Source organism: Komagataeibacter saccharivorans (assembly GCF_004348195.1).
In the GTDB taxonomy this organism is placed as follows: Bacteria; Pseudomonadota; Alphaproteobacteria; order Acetobacterales; family Acetobacteraceae; genus Komagataeibacter; species Komagataeibacter saccharivorans.
In genome coordinates, this window is sequence record NZ_CP036404.1 from 1,377,624 (window position 1) to 1,396,380 (window position 18,757).

The window sequence follows — 18,757 nt, forward strand, 5'->3', positions numbered from 1 at the left end:
GTAACGGCCAAGGGGGCGGAAACCAGCCGGTTTCCACCCTCACCTGAATAACTCAGCCCGGTTGCGCCGCGAACGACGCGTCCAGATAGGCCAACTTATTTAATTTCGACGGAAGCGCCGTTGTCTTCAAGGGTCTTCTTGATCTTTTCGGCTTCATCCTTGCTGGCGCCTTCCTTGATGGTCTTGGGCGCGCCCTCGACCAGATCCTTGGCTTCCTTCAGGCCCAGACCCGTGATCGCACGGATTTCCTTGATCACGTTGATCTTCTTGTCGCCGGCCTTGGTCAGGACAACGTCAAATTCCGTCTTTTCTTCTGCCGGAGCAGCAGCAGCCGCACCCGGAGCAGCAGCAACGGCTACCGGAGCGGCAGCGGAAACGCCCCACTTCTCTTCCAGCAGCTTGGACAGCTCAGCCGCTTCCAGAACGGTCAGAGCGGACAGGTCTTCAACAATCTTGTTCAGATCGGCCATAATTCGGTCTTCCTAATTTATACACTGGTTGACACAGCACAATCCCGTTTTTTCGGAAAAATGCCGTTTTGTTGATAACCCGGCGGGCCGGGCCATTGGGTCTCAGGCTGCTTCGCCCGTCTTGGCATAGGCACCAAAAACCCGTGCAAGCTGTCCGGCCGGCGCCTGGAGCACGCCTGCGATGCGGGTTGCCGGCGTGGAGATAAGCCCCACCAGCTGCGCACGCAGAACATCCAGGGACGGCAGTTCCGCCAGGGCCTTGATACTCGCGACATCGAGCGTCTGGGCACCAAGCGATCCGCCGAGCAGAACAAGCTTGTCATTGGTTTTGGCGAACTCGACCAGCACCTTCGCCATTGATACGGGTTCATCCGCCCACGACAACGCGGTCGGCCCCTTCAGCAGCGGCTTGATGCCTTCGAACTGGGTCCCTGCCAGGGCGAGAGAGGTCAGCCGGTTCTTCGCGACCTTGTGTGTAGCTCCAGCCGCACGCACGCGACGCCGAAGTTCCGTCACATCAGCCACAGTCAGCCCGTCATTACGGGTGACGATGACCATGGACGTCTTCGCGAACACGGCTGCGAGGGAGGCAACAAACTCCCGCTTCTCCGTACGGTCCAAATCCCGTCTCCATCATCATCCGCCGGCAAAACCGGCAGATAGGGTTTACCCTTGGGATGTTGCGGCAGGCCGCTTGCATCCCGGTTCGCCTGTCCTTTTTTAACGGAACAACCAGTGCGGGCTTTCGCCCCGATCCGGCATCCCCGTCTCCCGGTTGCAGCCCCTGCGGGCAATCAAGGCTTTCGCCACATCCGGTCATGGACAGGTTCGGAAAATGGCGGCGGACCGCCATCTCCTGTCCCCTACCCCTTGCAGGGCAGGGTCATTCGGAAGCTGGTGTCAGCCCGCCGTGAAGGCGGAGACATCAACCGTAACACCCGGCCCCATGGTGGAGGACAGGGCGATCTTCTTGACATACGTGCCCTTCGCACCCGTCGGACGGGCCTTCTGGACGGCGTCCACGAACGCACGGATGTTTTCAGCCAGCTTGGAGCCGTCGAACGACGCCTTGCCAACACCGGCGTGCACGATACCGGCCTTTTCCGCGCGGTATTCGACCTGACCGGACTTGGCTGCGGAAACCGCACCCTTAACGTCCATGGTCACGGTGCCCAGCTTGGGGTTGGGCATCAGGCCACGCGGGCCAAGGATCTTACCCAGACGGCCAACGAGGGCCATCATGTCGGGGGTCGCGATGCAGCGGTCGAAAGCGATTTCGCCAGCCTGCACCTTTTCGGCCAGATCTTCGGCACCAACCACGTCGGCACCGGCGGCCTTCGCTTCCTCGGCCTTCGGGCCGCGGGCGAACACGCCAACGCGCAGGGTCTTGCCCGTGCCGTTGGGCAGGGACAGCAGGCCACGGACCATCTGGTCGGCATGACGCGGGTCGATGCCCAGGTTCATGGAGATTTCGACCGTTTCGTCAAACTTCGCCTTGGCGTTGTTCTTGACCAGGGCGATCGCCTCATCAAGACCATACTGCTTGGCATTATCGACTGCGGCGCGGGCTGCGGTCAGACGCTTGTTCTTTGCCATTCTATCAGCCCTCCACCACGTCGATGCCCATGGAGCGGGCGGAACCCGCCAGCATGCGCACGGCGCCGTCGATATCGTTGGCGTTCATGTCTTTCTGCTTCGTCTCGGCAATCTCGCGCAGCTGCGCGATCGTCACCTTACCAACGGTGGCAGCCTTGCCCACGGTGGAGCTGCCCTTGGAAATCTTGGCAGCCTTCATGAGGAAGTAGGTGTTCGGCGGCGTCTTGGTGATGAAGCTGAACGTACGGTCGGCATACGCGGTGATGACGACGGGAATCGGCATACCGGGTTCGAGACCCTGTGTCTTCGCGTTGAACTCCTTGCAGAACTGCATGATGTTCAGGCCGCGCTGACCCAGTGCCGGACCAACCGGCGGGGACGGATTCGCCTTGCCGGCGGGGATTTGCAGCTTGATGTAGCCAACGATTTTTTTGGCCATATCCGGGGCTCCTGACTGTTTCACCCGGACCGCGGTTCTGGTGGCCACCCCCTACCCTGAAGGTATGATGGGGGTGACCTCCCGCGTTCCGATAAGAGGCGCGCACCTACCGCTGTTTAGGTGTGCCTGTCAAGTCCCCGTCCTGAAATCCCTTGCCTGAGAGGTCGTAGGATTCAGGCCCGTTATCGACATTGACGCCCTTGACGGCCTTGGGCGTGCGCAGATGCGTGTACTGTAACGGAGAGAACGGACGGATCTGCCGGTTATTGGGCAGTTCCGCCGTGGTCCACCCGCCGCCAAGCGCGCGGATAAGCTCCACCTGCGCCTGCATGTAGCGGGTTTCCACCTGCACTTCTGCAATGCGGGCCTGAAGGGCCGCGACCTGCGCCACCACCACGTCCAGATAATTGGTCAGGCCGCCCGTATAAAGCTGCATGGTCATGTTCTGCGTGCGCATGGCGGCCTGCACCGCCTCAGCCTGCTGCGTGGCCTCCGTATCAAGGCCATGGGTCAGGCTCAGGCCGTCCTCCACGTCCTTGAAGGCTGCCAGCACAGTGGCGCGGTACTGGTCTTCCGCCTGACGGTACTGCGACCAGTTGCGTTGCAGTTCCGCGCGCCGCAGTCCGCCCTGGAACAGGGGCAGGACAGCCTGCGCGGCATAGTTGTACATGCCGTTGGCGAATTTATCGAGCGTGAAGCCGTTATCCATGAAACCGGCAGTCGCACTGAAGGTTACATGCGGATAGAACGCCGCGCGCGAGACACCGATGGCGCGGTTGGCCGCCGCCATATGCCGCTCGGCGCTGGCGATGTCGGGCCTGCGCTCCAGCAGGGTGGCGGGAATGCCCACCGGGGCGGGCACCTTGGGGAAGCTGATCTGGGAACGGGGCGTGATATGGAAATCGGACGGCGCCACATTGGCCAGAATGGCAATCGCATGTTCCATCACCGCCCGGCGGGCCTGAAGGTCCGTATCCGCCGCCTGCGTGGACGAAAGCTGGGTCTGCGCGCGCGAGACATCGATTCCCGCGGCGATAGCCCCCGCCTGCCGCATTTTCGTGATCTGCACCGCGGTCTGGTAATAACGGATCGAGTCGAGATAGACCGCATGCTGCGCGTCCATGCCGCGCAACTGCATATAGTCATTGGCCAGTTCGGACTGGATGCTCAGACGCGCCACGGCGAAGTCAGCCGCCGCCGCCTGCGCCAGACGCTGCTGCACACGCCTGCGGTTGCGGATGCCGGACCAGAAATCCGGCTCCCATCGCGCGGAAGCACTATACTGCTCCGACGACATGTAGATCGGCCCCTGCGAACCCGCACCACGCCACAGCCTGTGGCTGGACGCCTGGTTCTGTGAGGCTGAAGCCGCCCCGCTGATCTGGGGGTACAGATTGGACTGCGCTTCCGCCACGATGTCGCGCGCCTGCGTGAAGGCTTCCGCATCGGCCTGCAGGTCCGGGTTCAGGCGGCTTGCACGTTCTTCCAGTTCATCAAGGGTGGGGTCGTGAAAGACCTGCCACCAATCCCCGCGCGATACGCCATCCTGCGGGTTGCCGTACTGCACAACCCCGTCGCCCTTCCAGTTATCGGGCAGCATGTAATGCTGCTGGCGATATTTGGGGGCAAGGTCCACACAGCCGCCCAGACCGCCCGCCAGGGCGGCGCAACCGGCAAGTGAGAGCATATGGCGCGAAAGGACATGGCGGAACCGGCTGGGCGGCGCTTCCATCATTGCCGCACCCCGGTATCGCTTGCGTTACTGTCACCCGCTGGCATGGCCCGCACGTCATCTCCCTTGTCGACTCCGGGGGATGCCGTGGCCCCGGCGTCATTGTACCCCGTCGTCGCGCCGACCAGATAGACCTTCTGGCCTTCCAGCAAGCCTGCGGACGGGTTGTTCACAATCCGGTCCTTCGGGCCGATACCCGCCAGAACCTGCACCTTCGTACCCAGGTTGGTGCCAACCGTTACATTGCGTAGGCGTATGCGGTTATCGTCATCCACAATCGCCACCTGCATACCCTGCGCACGGAATACAAGCGCGCCTTCGGGGATTATCAGAATATCGGGGTCACCGGGTGCGACAAAATGTACATTGGCATAGGAATCGGGCCACAGTTCCCGCTTGTCGTTATCGACAACCAGTTCCGTGGTCACGGTGCGGGTGCCGGAGTTGAACGCACGTGCGGTTGCAAGGAACTTGGCCCGGAACACCTTGCCCGGATACTGCGGCACCGACACGTCGCCCGTCAGCTTGGGGCTGATGATGTCCGCATAGTCCTGCGGGATGGATACGAAAATACGCATCCGGTGCACGTCGGCCACGCTGAACAGTTCGGTCGCCGTCCCGCGTGAGGAGACATCGCCCCCGCCCGCGTTCACGTAATCGCCCACGTCAGCCAGACGGGACGTAACCACCCCGTCGAACGGCGCCACAAGCTGCTTGAACCCGATCAGGGCGGCATAGCGCGAGACCTCATGCCGGGCGGCTTCCACCTCCGCCTGATTGACTTCGGCATTGGCGGCCTGCACGTCCACTTCCTGCTGCGACACGGCCTGCGTGCCCTGCAGCGCCCGCCAGCGCCGGGCCGTGATCTGCGCCAGCCTGTAGCGCGCCATGGCCACGTCAAAATTCGCCTTGGACGCCGCATACTGCGCATCCAGTCCCGGCGTGTCGATGGTGGCCAGAATCTCGCCCGCCTTCACCTTGGCGCCAATATCCTTGTACCACATCTGCACGTAGCCCGAGACCTGCGCATAGATCGGCGCCTGGTACCATGCGGAAATATTGCCCGGCAGGTCCAGCGTGCGGGTCTTGGGGCCTTTCTGCGGCAGGATGATCTGCACGCGGGGAATGGCCGCGTCCTGTGTCGCGGCCTTCAGGTGGGAGACATGGATGCGGCGTTCCACAATGCCGCCGATAACAACCGCGGCCAGCACGATCCCGCCCACAGTGGCGTACAGCCGCCCACGCCCGGACCTGTGCGGCGTGTGGTTTTCCCCTGTGGCGGTCATGCGTGCTCTCCTTCGCCGACGGCGGCCTTCTTGGACTTTCTGGAATGGATCAGGGCGAACACGCAGGGCACGAACAGCAGCGTGGCGCAGGTTGCGACAAGCAGCCCCCCCATCACCGCACGACCCAGCGGCGCGTTCTGCGAATTGCTCAGCGACATGGGCAGCATGCCGATAATCATGGCCGACGCCGTCATCAGGACGGGACGGATACGTTCATAACCGGCTTCGATCGCGGCGCGGACGGCATCGCCATGCACATCCATCCGTTCCCGCGCAAAGGAGACGACAAGGATGGAGTTGGCCGTGGCCGTGCCCATGCACATGATCGCCCCCGTCAGCGCCGGAACCGACAGGGTCGTGTGCGTCAGGAACAGGCTCCATGCGATACCCGCCAGCGCACCGGGCAGGGCCGTAATGATGATGAACGGGTCCATCCACGACTGGAAGTTCACCACGATGATCAGGTACACCAGCAGGATCGACATCGCGAGACCGCCGATAAGCTGGACATACGCCCCGTTCATGGTGGAAGCCTGACCACGCACGCTCAGGCTGGAGCCTGCGGGCAGGTCCTTGCTGGCCTCTGCCACCACGCGGTTGACCTCACGGGAGACCGCACCAAGGTCCAGTCCCTCGTTCGAGGCATAGATGTTGAACACCGGCATGATGTTGTAGTGCGAAACCTCGCCGGGCGTGCCCGTCTGCACGATCTGGCTCAGGCCACCGAGTATCTGCGGCGCCTTGTCCGACGGGTTGCCATCCCCCTTGTCGATGGGGATGGTTTCAAGATCGTTCAGGGTCTGCAGGAACTGCAGCGGCGTCTGGATATCGACCAGATGCGAAACCCCCGTCTTGGGGTCCAGCCAGTAGGTCGGCGCCACCTGCCCGCTGCCCGACAGCACGGCCAGCGCGTTGTTCGCCACGTCCGCTTCGGTCAGGCCCGTGCCCAGCGCGTAGGTCCGGCGGGCATTGACGCGCAGGGTCGGCGTATTCAGCGGTTCCTGCACCGACACATCGGCAATGCCGGTGACGTGCCGCAGCTTTTCGGCCAGTTTTTCGGCAAAATCGAAATTGCCATACAGGTTGCGCCCCGATACCTGCACATCAAGCGGCGCGGGCAGCCCGAAGTTCAGGATCTTGGCGGTCAGATCGGCTGGCATGAAGGTGATTTCGGTGCCGGGGAATTTCTCCGCCAGCCCCTTGCGCAGGATGCCACGGAACTCCGCCACCGGCGCTTCGTCATTCTTCAGCGTAACCGTCAGATCGCAGTCCTGCGCGCCAACGGTGGGCGTGGGAATGAACGCCTGATTGAGCGGACTGAACGGCAGGCCGCAGTTATTGACGATGCCTTCGACCTGATTGGGCAGCAGGCGTTCGATCTCGTCATTCACCAGCATCGCGATCTTGCCCGCTTCGGCAATCTTGGTGCCCATGGGCGCGCGCATATGGATCGCCAGCGCGTTGGAGTTGATTTCGGGGAAGAAATCCTGTCCCGCGAAAACCAGCAGACCCAGCGAACAGAAGGCGGACAGGGCAAATATCGGGACGAAACGCCCGCGAATGGTCACCAGATGTTCAAGCAGCCCACGGTAGTTGTTACGGAAGATGACGAAGCGGCGCTCGAACCCCTGCTGGAAGCGGCCAAAGACATTGCGTGGTTCCTGATGGCCACCCTCCGCCTTTGCTCTGGCATGGGCCGCGACCTGCGCCGCCAGCATGTATTTGGCCATGGTCGGCACCAGCGTACGCGACAGGATGAAGGATGCGATCATGGCGAAGATGATGGCTTCCGCCATGGGCATGAACAGCCAGCCCGCCACACCGGTAAGCTGGAACAGCGGCATCCACACGATACAGATACATAATGTCGAGACGAAGGTGGGAATGACGATCTGGTTTGCCGCATCGATAATGGCGGTTTCCAGATCCTTTTCCATTTCCAGATGCGCGTCGATGTTCTCGATCATGACGGTGGCGTCATCGACGAGGATGCCCACCGCCAGCGCCAGACCGCCCAGCGTCATGACGTTGATCGTCTGCCCTGCCGCCCCCAGCCCGATGACCGAGCACAGCATGGCCAGCGGGATGGACGTTGCAATGATGACGGTCGATCGCCACGAACCGAGGAACAACAGCACCACAAGACTGGTCAGCATGGCGGCAGTGCCCATTTCCTGCACCACGTCGCGCACCGCCTCCTTCACGAAGGTGGAGGCATCGCCCAGCACGGTGATGTCGACCCCCGGCGGCAGCGTCCTGACGATGGAAGGCAGAAGCTGCTTGATCCCGCTGACAACGGACAGGGTGGACGCATCACCACTTTTCATGATGACGATCAGCACCGCCTGATGCCCCTTGACCAGTACCATGTTGGTCTGTGGTGGTCCCCCCGCATGCACCCATGCCACATCGCGCAGGTAGACGACGGAATTGCCCTCCTGCTTGATGGGCATGTTGTTGAAGGTGTCTATCTCCTCGGGCGAGGCATTGGTCTGGACCATCCAGTCGAACGCGCCGATCTGCTGGTCACCGGCGGGCAGCACGATGTTCTGCTTGCCCAGCGCGTTACCGATATCCGTGGCGGACAGCTTGTGGGCCAGCAGCTTGCTCTGGTCCAGATCGACCATGATGTTGCCCGGCTGGCCACCATAGGGATTGGGAATGGCCGCCCCCGCAACCGATACCAGCGCCGGGCGGATCAGGTTGGAGGACATGTCGTAAATTTCCGACGCCGTCATGGAATCGGATGAAACCTGCAGCGTCAGCACCGGCACGGAAGACGCGTTGTACGTGAGTACAAGGGGTGGCGTCATGCCTGCGGGCATCTGCTTGATGACAGTCTGGGAAACGGCGGTGATCTGCGTCTGCGCCACGGCGGTATCGGTGCCGGGCTGGAAGAACACCTTCACGATGCCACGTCCGTAATAGGACTGGCTTTCGATATGTTCGATGTTGTTCACCGTGGCGGTCAGTGCGCGCTCGTAATAGTACACCACGCGCCCGGACATATCTTCCGGCATGAGGCCGGTATAGGTCCAGCAGATCGCGACCACGGGAATATTGATGCTGGGGAACACGTCCGTTGGCGTGCGCAGGAGGCCCCGCACACCGAACACGACAATCAGGATGGAGAGAACTACGAAAGTATATGGCCGCTTGAGCGCGGTAACGACAATACCGTTCATGCGCGGCCAGTTACCCTCCACTGTGGCGGTCTACGCCACGTAGCAAGGCGCATGTCGCATGCCGCCTTCGCACGGGACAGGTGGTGTTCATGCATGTCTCGTCTCCCCGTCTGTCCTTCCGGTGTTAATGAGGGAGCGTCAGGTGGCAAATGAAATTTCAATTTAGTTTCCGGGCTGCACAACTCCGGATGGCGGAAAAACGATGTTCATGGTTGCCCCGGGCAGACTGTCATGCACCCGCGACTGCAGGATATCGAGCCGCGCGTGATGCAGCGCCAGAATCGCTGATACAAGGCTCAGCCCCAGCCCGCTGCCGGGAATGTGACGGCTTTTATCGGACCGGTAGAAGCGCCCCGTGACCGCCCTGCGTTCGCCGGCGGGAATGCCGATGCCCGTATCGGCGATCTGGAGCATGGCGCAGCCATCATTCATGCGGGTGCGGATTTCCACCCGCCCCCCTTCGGGCGTGAATTTGATGGCGTTGTCCACAAGGTTGGCCAGAACCTCGATCAGCAGGTCCCGATCACCCAGTACATGAATGGGGGGATCATCACCCGTAACATGGGACAGGGCGATACCCTTGGTCTCGGCAATCGGTTCGTACAGATCGATGATATCCGCCACCAGCGATTCAAGGTCCACCGTGCCGAAACCCGCCCGGCGGCGGCCGTTCTCGATCTCGCCTATGCGCAGCAGGGCGGTGATGATGGCGAATGACTGGTCCAGATCATCGATGGTATGGGAAATGACATTGCGCAGCGCTTCCGCCGAGTGGTCGGCGTTCAGCGCACGGTCAAGACGCGCCCGCACACGCGCCAGCGGCGTACGCAGATCGTGGGCGATGTCGTTGCCCACGTCGCGTATTTCATCAAGGAGCTGTTCCAGCCGGTCGAGCATGCGGTTAACGCTGCCCGCAAGACGCTGGAGATCGTCATTCTGCTTACCCGCGGGCAGGCGTTCATGCAGGTCGCCTTCCATGATGCGGTCGATCGCCTCATGCATGTCCTTGACGCGGGAAAGGGCGCGATGGCTCAGCACGATGCCGGTCATGAGTGCGAACAGCACGGTCGGCACGATCGACACCAGCATGGAATGCCGCATCATGAGCCGCAGTTCGGTACGCATGTGCCGGCTGCGCCCCAGAACCAGATACCGCTCCCCCGGCACCTTCACCGCAACCATCCGCAATACGGTGGATGAGCCGCCGCCCGTTGCTTCGGGGGTGATGACATGGACATGCCCGTCCGCCACCAGATCGGCGGGCCAGTTATGCAGGTCGCCCACGATATAATGCTGCTGGCTGTCGAACAGCGTGGTGACATTGAGCAGGATGCGCAGGTCGTCGGTCGCGCGGTCGCGTACCTGCTGTTCGAGTTCCTGCGGGGTTTCGCGTTGCAGGATGCTGGCTTCACGCAGCAGGAGCATGTCGGAACGCCGGGCTTCGAACACGCTGGCCTGGCTGTAGCCGAAAAAGAACTGCAACGCCGCCGATCCGATCATGGCCGCGACCACCGCCAGCGTCAGGCGGAAAGTGGCGGTCCGGAACAGTTCGTTACGGAACACGCAGCATGAACCCCGCGCCCCGGATGCTCTGGATCAGGGCGGGCTTGCCACTTTCGTCAATCTTGCGGCGCAGCTTGCCGATATGGACATCCACAAGGTTGGTCTGCGGGATGAAGCGGTAATTCCACACATCTTCCAGCAGCATGTTGCGCGTCAGCACCTGATTGGGACGCCGCATGAGATATTCCAGCAGACGGAATTCACGCGGCAGCAGGTCGATCGGCACCCCCGCGCGCGTGACCGTGCGTTCGATCAGGTCCATCTCCAGCGGTCCCGCGCGCAGCATGGTCTGGCGGGAATTGTCCGGGCGGCGCAGCAGGGCTTCCAGCCGCGCGGCCAGTTCCTCCATCGCGAAGGGTTTGGTCAGGTAGTCATCGCCACCCGCCTTCAGCCCGCTGACCCGGTCGTCCACCGCCGAAAGGGCGGACAGCACCAGAACCGGCACATGCACCTTGCGCTCCCGCAGGGTCTCGATCAGCGTCAGGCCATCAAGTTCGGGCAGCATGCGGTCCACGACCATCACGTCGAAATGGGCGTTCAGCCCCATGGACAGGCCAGCGGCCCCCGATTCCTCATGCTGGACATGGAAGCCACGGCTTTCCAGTTCCTCCACCACTTCCTGCGCGATCTTGCTGTCATCCTCGATCAGCAGGATACGCGTCGCGGCCACGGGCTGCGGGGCCAGGGGCGCGGGCTGGGAAGGATTGATTTCGGACGGCATGGTCATGATCCCTTCCTTTATGCAGTGCTGCGCGGAAACGGGCCAATTAAAATCGTTTTCAGCCATGCCCGTCCGGGTGCGGACCATCATCGGCCCATGTGGGCATCATGTCGGCCTGCCGCGCCCCGTTCGCCATGCCGGGATGTGCCGCAGGGGCCGTCCCGTCATCCCCGGCGGGCACGGGATGTTGCGGGTCCATGTCCAGATCACGCAGCTTGCGGCTGACAAGGCCGGTGCGGCGGCGGGCCTCATCAATCGAGGATGACATGGCGGAAGCATTGCGGGCCAGCTTTTCCAGCACCCCGTCCATACGCAGCATTTCCTGCCGCGTGGCCCCCAGCAGGCGGGCAATGTCATCCGTGCGCTTTTCCAGCGCCAACGTCACATATCCCAGATGGATGGTACGCAGCATGGCGGGCATCAGCCCCGGCCCCATCACGATGACGCGATAGGCACGCCCGATTTCGTCCAGCAGGCCGGGAATTCGCGCGACTTCGGCATACAGCCCATCGGTCGGCAGATAGAGAACGGCGAATTCCACCGTTACAGGCGGCACGATATATTTGGTCGCGATCTTGCGCGCCTCGATCCGCAGGGTGGTTTCCAGCGCACGGCGGGCAGCACGCTCGGCATCGGGATTGCAGTCCTCCACCGCCTGCAGGAGCCGTTCATAGGCTTCGGTCGGGAATTTCGAATCAATGGCCAGCACCGGCGGGACCGTCGCGCGCACTGGCATGCGGACTGCGAATTCCACCACCTCCCTGCTATCGTCGCGCAGGCGGCGGTTGGTGTCGTACGCGCCTTCGGGCAGCACGTCGTCGAGTATGGTGCGCAGTTGCGCCTCCCCCCATCCGCCACGGGTCTTGACGTTGGAAAACAGACGTTTGAGGTCCCCGACCTGCGCGGTCATGGCCGAGACCTCCCCCATCGCCTTCTGCATGGCGCCGATCTGTTCAAGCACACGCTGGAAGGAAGTCTGCATCTGCTTTTCCACCGCCTGATGCAGGCGTTCATTCACGGCGGCACGCAGTTCATCGCTCTGCCGTCTGCCCTCCTCCGCCATTTCGCGCAGGGATTCGGCCTGGGTCACGCGCATTTCTGACAGGTCGCGGCCCATCATGCGGGCAATGCGGTTGAAGGTTTCCGTCATTTCCTGATGCCGCTGGTCAAGGCGGGTGGACAGCGCGCGTTCGATTTCGGCCATCCGCGCACGCTGGACTTCGTTTTCCGCCACGCGGGCCGTGGTCTCGCGCTCCATCATGATGCACAGCCGCGCCAGCACGTCGCCTTCCGCCTGCGGGTCGGGCTGCTGTGACATGCGGCGCAGGATGATGAAGGACATCACGCACGACGCAACGGCACAGAACATTCCGATCCAGACAGCAGCAGATGCGGGCATATCGGACATGGCTGGAGGTTTCCCATCAGATCAGAAAGAACAAATCAGGTCCGTGCCCTGTAATACGGGTGCTGTAAAGCCATCATGTTTTTTTGGAATATCTGGCAACCATGATATGCACCAACCGAAACGATCGCATATCACCTGTTTTTCAGGTTCCTGCGGTGCCACAAACCACTAGCGTGCGTCCTGCATGCCCATACCGCCGCGTGTGACCAGCACGGGCGCCCGAACCGTTCGTGAGGACCCATCCACCATGCCCGAGGAAACGCAGACCTGCCCGCAGGCCCGGCCCGCGCGGCGCAGATCCCTGTTTCGCAGCCTGTATGTGCAAGTTGTCCTTGCGGTGGTGGCGGGTATCGCACTGGGGCATTTCTGCCCTCATACGGCCGTAGCCCTCAAGCCGCTGGGCGATGCGTTCATCCGGCTGGTCAAGATGGTGATCCCGCCGGTCATATTCCTGACCGTGGTGACGGGTGTCGCCAGCCTGACCGATCTGGGCCAGGCGGGCAGGCTCGCGGCCAAGGCCATGGTCTATTTCCTCACCTTCTCCTCGCTGGCGCTGGTGGTGGGGATGGTCATGGCCAACATCGTCCGGCCCGGCGCGCATATCCATGCCGACCCCGCAACGCTGGATACCCATGCGGTCGCGGCCTATGCGGCACGGGCGCAGGCGCATTCCTTCAGTGATTTCCTGCTCAACATCATTCCCGATACGGTCGTCAGCGCCTTTGTCACGGGCGACATCCTGCAGGTCCTGCTGATCGCCATCCTGTTCAGCATCAGCCTTTCGCACATGGGGGCGCGGGGTCAGGCGATCCTGACGCTGCTGCGGCAACTGACGCAACTGGTGTTCGGCGTGGTACGGCTGGTCATGTATGCCGCCCCCATCGGCGCGCTGGGGGCCATGGCGTTTACCATCGGGCGTTTCGGCATTGGCGCGGTGCTGCATCTGGCCTTTCTGGTGGTGACGTTCTACGCGACATCGGCGCTGTTCGTGCTGGTGATCCTGGGGGCCGTTGCACGGTGGAACGGTTTTCGCATCCTTCCGCTTCTGGCCTACCTGCGTGAGGAACTGCTGATCGTTCTGGGCACCAGTTCATCCGAATCAGCCCTGCCCAGCCTCATGACCCGTATGGAAAACGCAGGCTGCGCACCTTCCGTCGTCGGTCTGGTGGTGCCGATGGGATATTCCTTCAATCTTGATGGCACCAATATCTATATGTCGCTTTCGGCGCTGTTCATCGCGCAGGCGACGGATGTGCATCTGGGCCTGGGCCAGCAGATCAGCCTGCTGCTGGTCGCCATGATCAGTTCCAAGGGGGCCGCGGGCGTGACCGGCGCGGGCTTCGTAACGCTGGCGGCCACGCTGGCGGTCGTGCCGGATGTGCCGGTGGCGGGCATGGGGCTGATTCTGGGCATTGACCGCTTCATGTCCGAATGCCGGTCGCTGACCAACATCATTGGCAACGCGGTGGCCACCATCGTGCTGGCCCGGTGGGAAGGCGCGCTGGATACGGAACGCCTTGCAGCCGCCCTGTCCGGCCGCCTGAGCGACGAGCAGGCTGAAACGCCGGTCATCCCCGGTGTCGAGACTGCCCCCGTCAACCGGTCATCCGCCGGTTAGGCTTCCCTACCCCCTTTTTTCCGCCCTGTCCCCTGCCCTTCATAGGTTCTTCCATATGCCTGTTTTCCAGACCCAGACCGGCGCGCTGACCACCGCACAGCGGATACGAAGCATTATTGCGGGTTCATCGGGAAATCTGATCGAATATTACGACTGGTACGTATACGCCGCATTTTCCATGTATTTCGCGCATGCGTTCTTTCCGCCGGGCAACGCAACCACGGAACTGCTGCAGAGTGCGGCGGTCTTCGCCATCGGCTTTCTCATGCGGCCGGTGGGCGGGTGGCTTATGGGACTTATGGCCGACCGTTACGGGCGACGGGCGGCGCTGAGCCTGTCCATCATCGCCATGTGCGCAGGATCGCTGGCCATTGCGGTCTGCCCGACCTATGCGCGCATTGGCGTGGCCGCCCCCAGCATCCTGCTGCTCGCCCGCCTGCTGCAGGGGCTGAGCCTTGGGGGCGAATACGGGGCAAGTGCTACCTATCTGTCTGAAATAGCGCCAGCCGCGCAGCGCGGCTTCTATGCCAGTTTCCAGTACGTGACACTGGTGATGGGACAGTTGCTGGCCCTTGTCGTGCTGCTGGTGCTGCAGTTCGCGCTGCTCAGCCCGGCGCAGCTCGGCGCATGGGGATGGCGCGTTCCCTTCGGCATCGGTGCGCTGCTGGCGCTGTCGATCCTGTGGTTCCGCCGGGGCATGGCGGAAAGTGAGCAGTTCAACGCCGCCACGCGCGACAGTGCGGCCCATGGTGGCCTGCGTGTCCTGCTGCGCCACCCGCGCGAGGTGCTGGGCGTATGCGGGCTGACACTGGGCGGTACGGTTTCGTTCTACACGTTCACGATCTACATGCAGAAATATCTGGTCAATACCGTGGGCCTGACCAAGGAGCAGTCAACGCTGGTCTCCACCGCGTCACTGGTGGTCTTCGCCCTGATCCAGCCCGCCTTTGGCGCGCTGTCGGACCGGGTGGGACGCAGGCGGCTGCTGCTGTCATTCGGTATTGTGGGCTGCCTGTTCACCGTGCCGCTCATGCGGACCATATCAACCGTGCAGTCGCCCCTTGCCGCGTTCGGGCTGGTTACGGCGGCCCTTATCGGCATTTCGGGCTACACGTCCATCAATGCGGTGGTGAAGGCCGAACTGTTTCCCACACGTGTCCGCGCACTGGGGGTCGCACTGCCCTATGCGCTGACGGTATCGGTCTTTGGCGGCACGGCTGAATACATCGCGTTATGGTTCAAGCAGATCGGGCATGAAGACCTGTTCTACTGGTACGTGACCGGCTGCATCGCGTGTTCGCTGCTGACGGTTATATTCCTTCTGCCCGCGCATGACCGGATCACGCAGGAAAGCTGAAGGGTGACCTGATCACCTGCCTCTCCTTCCGTCGAGAGGCAGGCGGTCAGTGGACGTGCATGAGATTACGCAGGAACCCCGGCAGCAGCATGGCATAGGGGTTCACATGCACAGCCGGGTTCCCCATCGGCCCTGTGACCTGATAGGTGGCCGAGACCACGCCGCTGTTTTTCTCGGGGCTGAACAGCCATCCCAGCAGCCCCGGCAGATGACCGGGGGCCGCATTGACGGCAAAGGCGGGGATGATGGTTCCATCAAGGGCCAGCGACTTCTTTTCAAGGTTCACATCCCCCGTCACCGTCGCGCCGAGAGAGGCATTGCTGACCAGCCCGTCGGCAATGTGGATGTTGCCCTCGTTCATCGTGACCGGGATATTGAGCTGGTCAATCTCAAGGCCCGGCGCATGCGGCGCGCGCATCCAGCCGTAAATCGAGGCATTATTGGCCAGCCGCACTACGGCGGGCACGTCGCGCAGCGTGAATGATCCCATCCGCACCGTGCCGGAGAAGGGAGCGGTGGCGACACTGTCATCAAAACTGCCGTTAATGTCGGTCACGCCGCCCTGCATCTGATCCGTCACCTTCATGGCCTGAAGCAGGCTGCCCAGACTGGCCAGATGCACATCCAGCAGGCGGCTGTTGCCCTGCGGGGTCACATGGGCCGTGGCGGCGACCGGTCCGCCCACCGTCAGCACGCCACGCATCAGCCGCGATCCGTTGGTTTCCAGATGGCTGTGCACGTTTGTCAGCGTGTCAGTAGGGCCATAATACAGCGTGCGGGCATCGACATTGAGGTTCCAGCTCCGCCCCGGCGGCCCGTTGACGCGGCCCGTCGCCATTTCGGGCATGTGGTATCCGCCACTTCCCTGCGATGTCTGGGTCTTCGCCGCCGCCGAACTGCTGGACGCGGTCTGGTAGGAAACCAGCGGGGACAGATCCAGCACCCGTGCGGCAACAGTGACACCAATGGGATCACTGTCACGCATGGGCAGCGTGACCGCCGCATTCCCCACCGAGCGCCCGACCCGGAAGCCACGCAGGATCAGCCTGCGGGCGATACCCGCCGTTGTTTCGGCATGGCCATCGATCAGCAGGTCCGGGCCGACGGCGCGTATGTTCTCGATGCCCGAGATTTTTCCGTGGTCAAGATCAAGCTCGACCGAGGCATTGGCTTCCTGCCCCGGTTTCTTGGACCAGATGGGAATGGCCAGCGCCGCACGGTCCAGATCAAGGTCGATATCGACCTGCGCCTTGCCGCCCACGTAACGGTCATAATCGACATCCAGCAGGGCGCTGCCGGAAAAATGCTCGCCCATCTCGAATCCCGCGCGCCTTACCCCTTCCGGCGTGACGTGACCCTGCAGGCTTGCGCTTTCCACCGCGCGCACCATCGGCCCGCTGCGGAAATCCATGGTGTAGATGACGCTGGACGGTATGCCCGCCAGAACCCCGGTTCCCTGCAGCAGCAGTCCGTTCATGGTCGCATCGATGCCAAGGCTGCCCCGGTCAAGCGGCCTGCCCACCACCACATTGCCCAGATGCACATCCCCCAGATCGGCATGACTGCGCAGGTCGATCTGGTTCAGCCTGACATGGGCATCCAGCGGCAGGGCAATATGCAACGATACATTCGCCCGCCCGGCCGGATGGGTGAACGACATGGGATGGCGCGACAGGACATTCAGCCGGGGTTCGGCCAGAAGGGCCAGCACGTCGCGCACATTGCCCAGCAGGGTGACGTTGATGTCGCCCTGCTGCACCTTTTCGCTCAGCCCCGTAATCCGCATGGAGCCGGGTCCCACCTCGATCCGGCCCGTCCCCTTCGCGTCGACATGCCGGTCCGCCAGATCCACAAGCTGATAGGCATGGCCGAAACGGATCATCATCTGGTCCGGCCCGTCAAAGGTCAGGTGCGCATCCATGTCATGCATGGGCGGGATCGGACGCAGCCAGTGCAGTTCCATCCGGTGCGCATCGATCGTCCCCCCCAACGAGGCGACATTCAGCCCCTTCCACCCCTTATTGCTGGCCATACCCATATTGACCTGCAACAGGTCCACATGGCCCTGCGGGATATTCTGCGTCACCCAGCGCCGCGCGCCCTTCATGGCGCGGGGGGGCCAGAAATCACCCAGTGTCGCAAAGTCCAGCGACTGCGCCCGCGCACCCACATTCAGCCAGATCGAGGCGGGATGGAGCAGGGAGGCGGATTTCAGGTCCGCCGTCGCATGCAGCGTCGGCCCGCTGCCGTCATCGCTGGCGTGACCCGGCGCACGCAGATGCAGGACCAGATTGCGCAGCGCCACATGCAGCGGCCCGTCAAAGGGCACTGCCCCCGCCCCGGTCCCCAGCGTGCCAGCCAGATCGGCCTCGCCTTCGCCCACCAGATACTGCCCCGCCTTGCGGGTCGTGACCTGACCATTGCCCGCACGCAGCTTGAGGCCGAATTCACGCGGCATGAGGAAAGGCCAGTCAGCGCGCCCGGCACGGAACGCCACATCCAGCCTGCCGCCTACCGGCAGGTCGAGGGGCGCGACCTCCTTCTGTCCCGGCGCGAAGGCGGCGGGGCTGATCGGGTCCAGCAGCAGCGTCCAGTTCACCTGCTGCGGGCCGACATGCTCACCCGATCCATGCAGGACAAGGCGTTCCCCATTGCCCTCAAGGCCGAGGCGTATATCCCCCGTCACCCCTTTCTGGCCGGAATCCGTTATGATGTTCAGATGCGCGTCCGCCTCCCCCAGTCGCCACACACGGCCCGTGGCGCGGTCGGTCAGGGTGACATGCGTATCGGATATGACGGCCTGACGGATATCCGTCAGGTCAACAGGGGATGGTTCCTGCGGCTTGAGCGAAGGGTATGGTGTGTTGGGTCCCAGATCGAGGCCGAATTTGCCATCCGCATTACGGGCCAGGCGCAGCCGCCCCTGCGAGACGGACAGTTCAAGGATACGCACGCTGCCATGGAACAGCGCCGGACTGTCCAGCGTAATACGCCCCCGGCGCAGCGTATCGGCCAGCGAGCCATCGTGGCGCTGGATGCGCACATCCTCCACCCAGATCACGAACGGGGCGCGTATCCCGCCATGCAGGGCATTCCAGCCCACGCGCACATGCCCGGCTGAAAGGCCGCCGATAATATCCTCATGCCGCAGACCATGGGCGACCGGGATGGGCATGAACAGCCTGATCGCGGGCGTTACATCCAGCGGACCTGCCGAAAGGCGCACCGTCAGCACAAGCAGGAACACCGCAGGCAGCGTTATGCACAGCAGCACCAGCCAGATCACCACGCGCCCCGCCGCCATGACCGCCCGGCGCACGCGCCCTGCGCCGGGGGCGCCGACGGGGGTGGGTTGACCTGTTTCCATCATACCGTCCACGCT

Annotated in this window: 13 protein-coding genes; 2 read left to right on the forward strand and 11 right to left on the reverse strand. The window is 62.8% G+C overall.

Annotated features, from left to right (window positions below; translation table 11 throughout):
- Window positions 1-95: 95 nt before the first annotated feature.
- From rplL to KSAC_RS06355, 10 genes are all read right to left on the reverse strand, one after another.
- Complete coding sequence (gene rplL, locus KSAC_RS06310) at window positions 96-470, reverse strand: 50S ribosomal protein L7/L12 (protein ID WP_102323159.1); 375 nt, start codon at window positions 468-470, stop codon at window positions 96-98.
- 102 nt (window positions 471-572) lie between these two features.
- The gene (rplJ, locus tag KSAC_RS06315) at window positions 573-1,091 is read right to left on the reverse strand and encodes a 50S ribosomal protein L10 (RefSeq protein ID WP_102323158.1); all 519 of its coding nucleotides are present in this window, start codon (window positions 1,089-1,091) and stop codon (window positions 573-575) included.
- A gap of 279 nt (window positions 1,092-1,370) precedes the next feature.
- Window positions 1,371-2,066, reverse strand: coding sequence for a 50S ribosomal protein L1 (gene rplA, locus KSAC_RS06320; protein ID WP_110546571.1), 696 nt, complete (start codon window positions 2,064-2,066; stop codon window positions 1,371-1,373).
- Window positions 2,067-2,070: 4 nt separating this feature from the next.
- Window positions 2,071-2,505, reverse strand: a complete 435-nt coding sequence (gene rplK, locus KSAC_RS06325) for a 50S ribosomal protein L11 (protein ID WP_102323156.1) — start codon at window positions 2,503-2,505, stop codon at window positions 2,071-2,073.
- Between the two features lie 106 nt (window positions 2,506-2,611).
- Window positions 2,612-4,240 (reverse strand): efflux transporter outer membrane subunit, encoded by a 1,629-nt coding sequence (locus KSAC_RS06330; RefSeq protein ID WP_132304737.1) that lies wholly within the window; start codon window positions 4,238-4,240, stop codon window positions 2,612-2,614.
- Window positions 4,237-5,523 (reverse strand): efflux RND transporter periplasmic adaptor subunit, encoded by a 1,287-nt coding sequence (locus tag KSAC_RS06335; RefSeq protein ID WP_102323154.1) that lies wholly within the window; start codon window positions 5,521-5,523, stop codon window positions 4,237-4,239. The genes KSAC_RS06330 and KSAC_RS06335 overlap by 4 nt, the downstream gene beginning before the upstream one ends.
- On the reverse strand, window positions 5,520-8,708 hold the full coding sequence (locus KSAC_RS06340; RefSeq protein ID WP_132304739.1) for an efflux RND transporter permease subunit: 3,189 nt from the start codon (window positions 8,706-8,708) through the stop codon (window positions 5,520-5,522). The genes KSAC_RS06335 and KSAC_RS06340 overlap by 4 nt, the downstream gene beginning before the upstream one ends.
- 162 nt (window positions 8,709-8,870) lie before the next feature.
- Entirely contained in the window at window positions 8,871-10,271 is a 1,401-nt protein-coding gene (locus tag KSAC_RS06345; protein WP_102323152.1) for a sensor histidine kinase, read from the reverse strand.
- A complete protein-coding gene (locus KSAC_RS06350; protein WP_102324141.1) occupies window positions 10,261-10,998 on the reverse strand; it encodes a response regulator transcription factor in 738 nt (245 codons plus the stop codon). Before KSAC_RS06350 ends, KSAC_RS06345 begins: the two co-directional genes overlap by 11 nt.
- Before the next feature lie 52 nt (window positions 10,999-11,050).
- On the reverse strand, window positions 11,051-12,400 hold the full coding sequence (locus tag KSAC_RS06355) for a DNA recombination protein RmuC (protein ID WP_102323151.1): 1,350 nt from the start codon (window positions 12,398-12,400) through the stop codon (window positions 11,051-11,053).
- Window positions 12,401-12,647: 247 nt separating this feature from the next.
- Here KSAC_RS06355 and dctA point away from each other — a divergent pair, with 247 nt between their 5' ends.
- Both dctA and KSAC_RS06365 read left to right on the forward strand, forming a co-directional pair.
- Entirely contained in the window at window positions 12,648-14,018 is a 1,371-nt protein-coding gene (gene dctA / locus KSAC_RS06360) for a C4-dicarboxylate transporter DctA (protein WP_132304741.1), read from the forward strand.
- A gap of 55 nt (window positions 14,019-14,073) precedes the next feature.
- Window positions 14,074-15,375 (forward strand): MFS transporter, encoded by a 1,302-nt coding sequence (locus KSAC_RS06365; RefSeq protein WP_110546581.1) that lies wholly within the window; start codon window positions 14,074-14,076, stop codon window positions 15,373-15,375.
- Between the two features lie 46 nt (window positions 15,376-15,421).
- Here the strand turns inward: KSAC_RS06365 and KSAC_RS06370 are convergent, their stop codons facing one another.
- A complete protein-coding gene (locus KSAC_RS06370; RefSeq protein WP_132306142.1) occupies window positions 15,422-18,745 on the reverse strand; it encodes an AsmA-like C-terminal region-containing protein in 3,324 nt (1,107 codons plus the stop codon).
- Window positions 18,746-18,757: the final 12 nt, after the last annotated feature.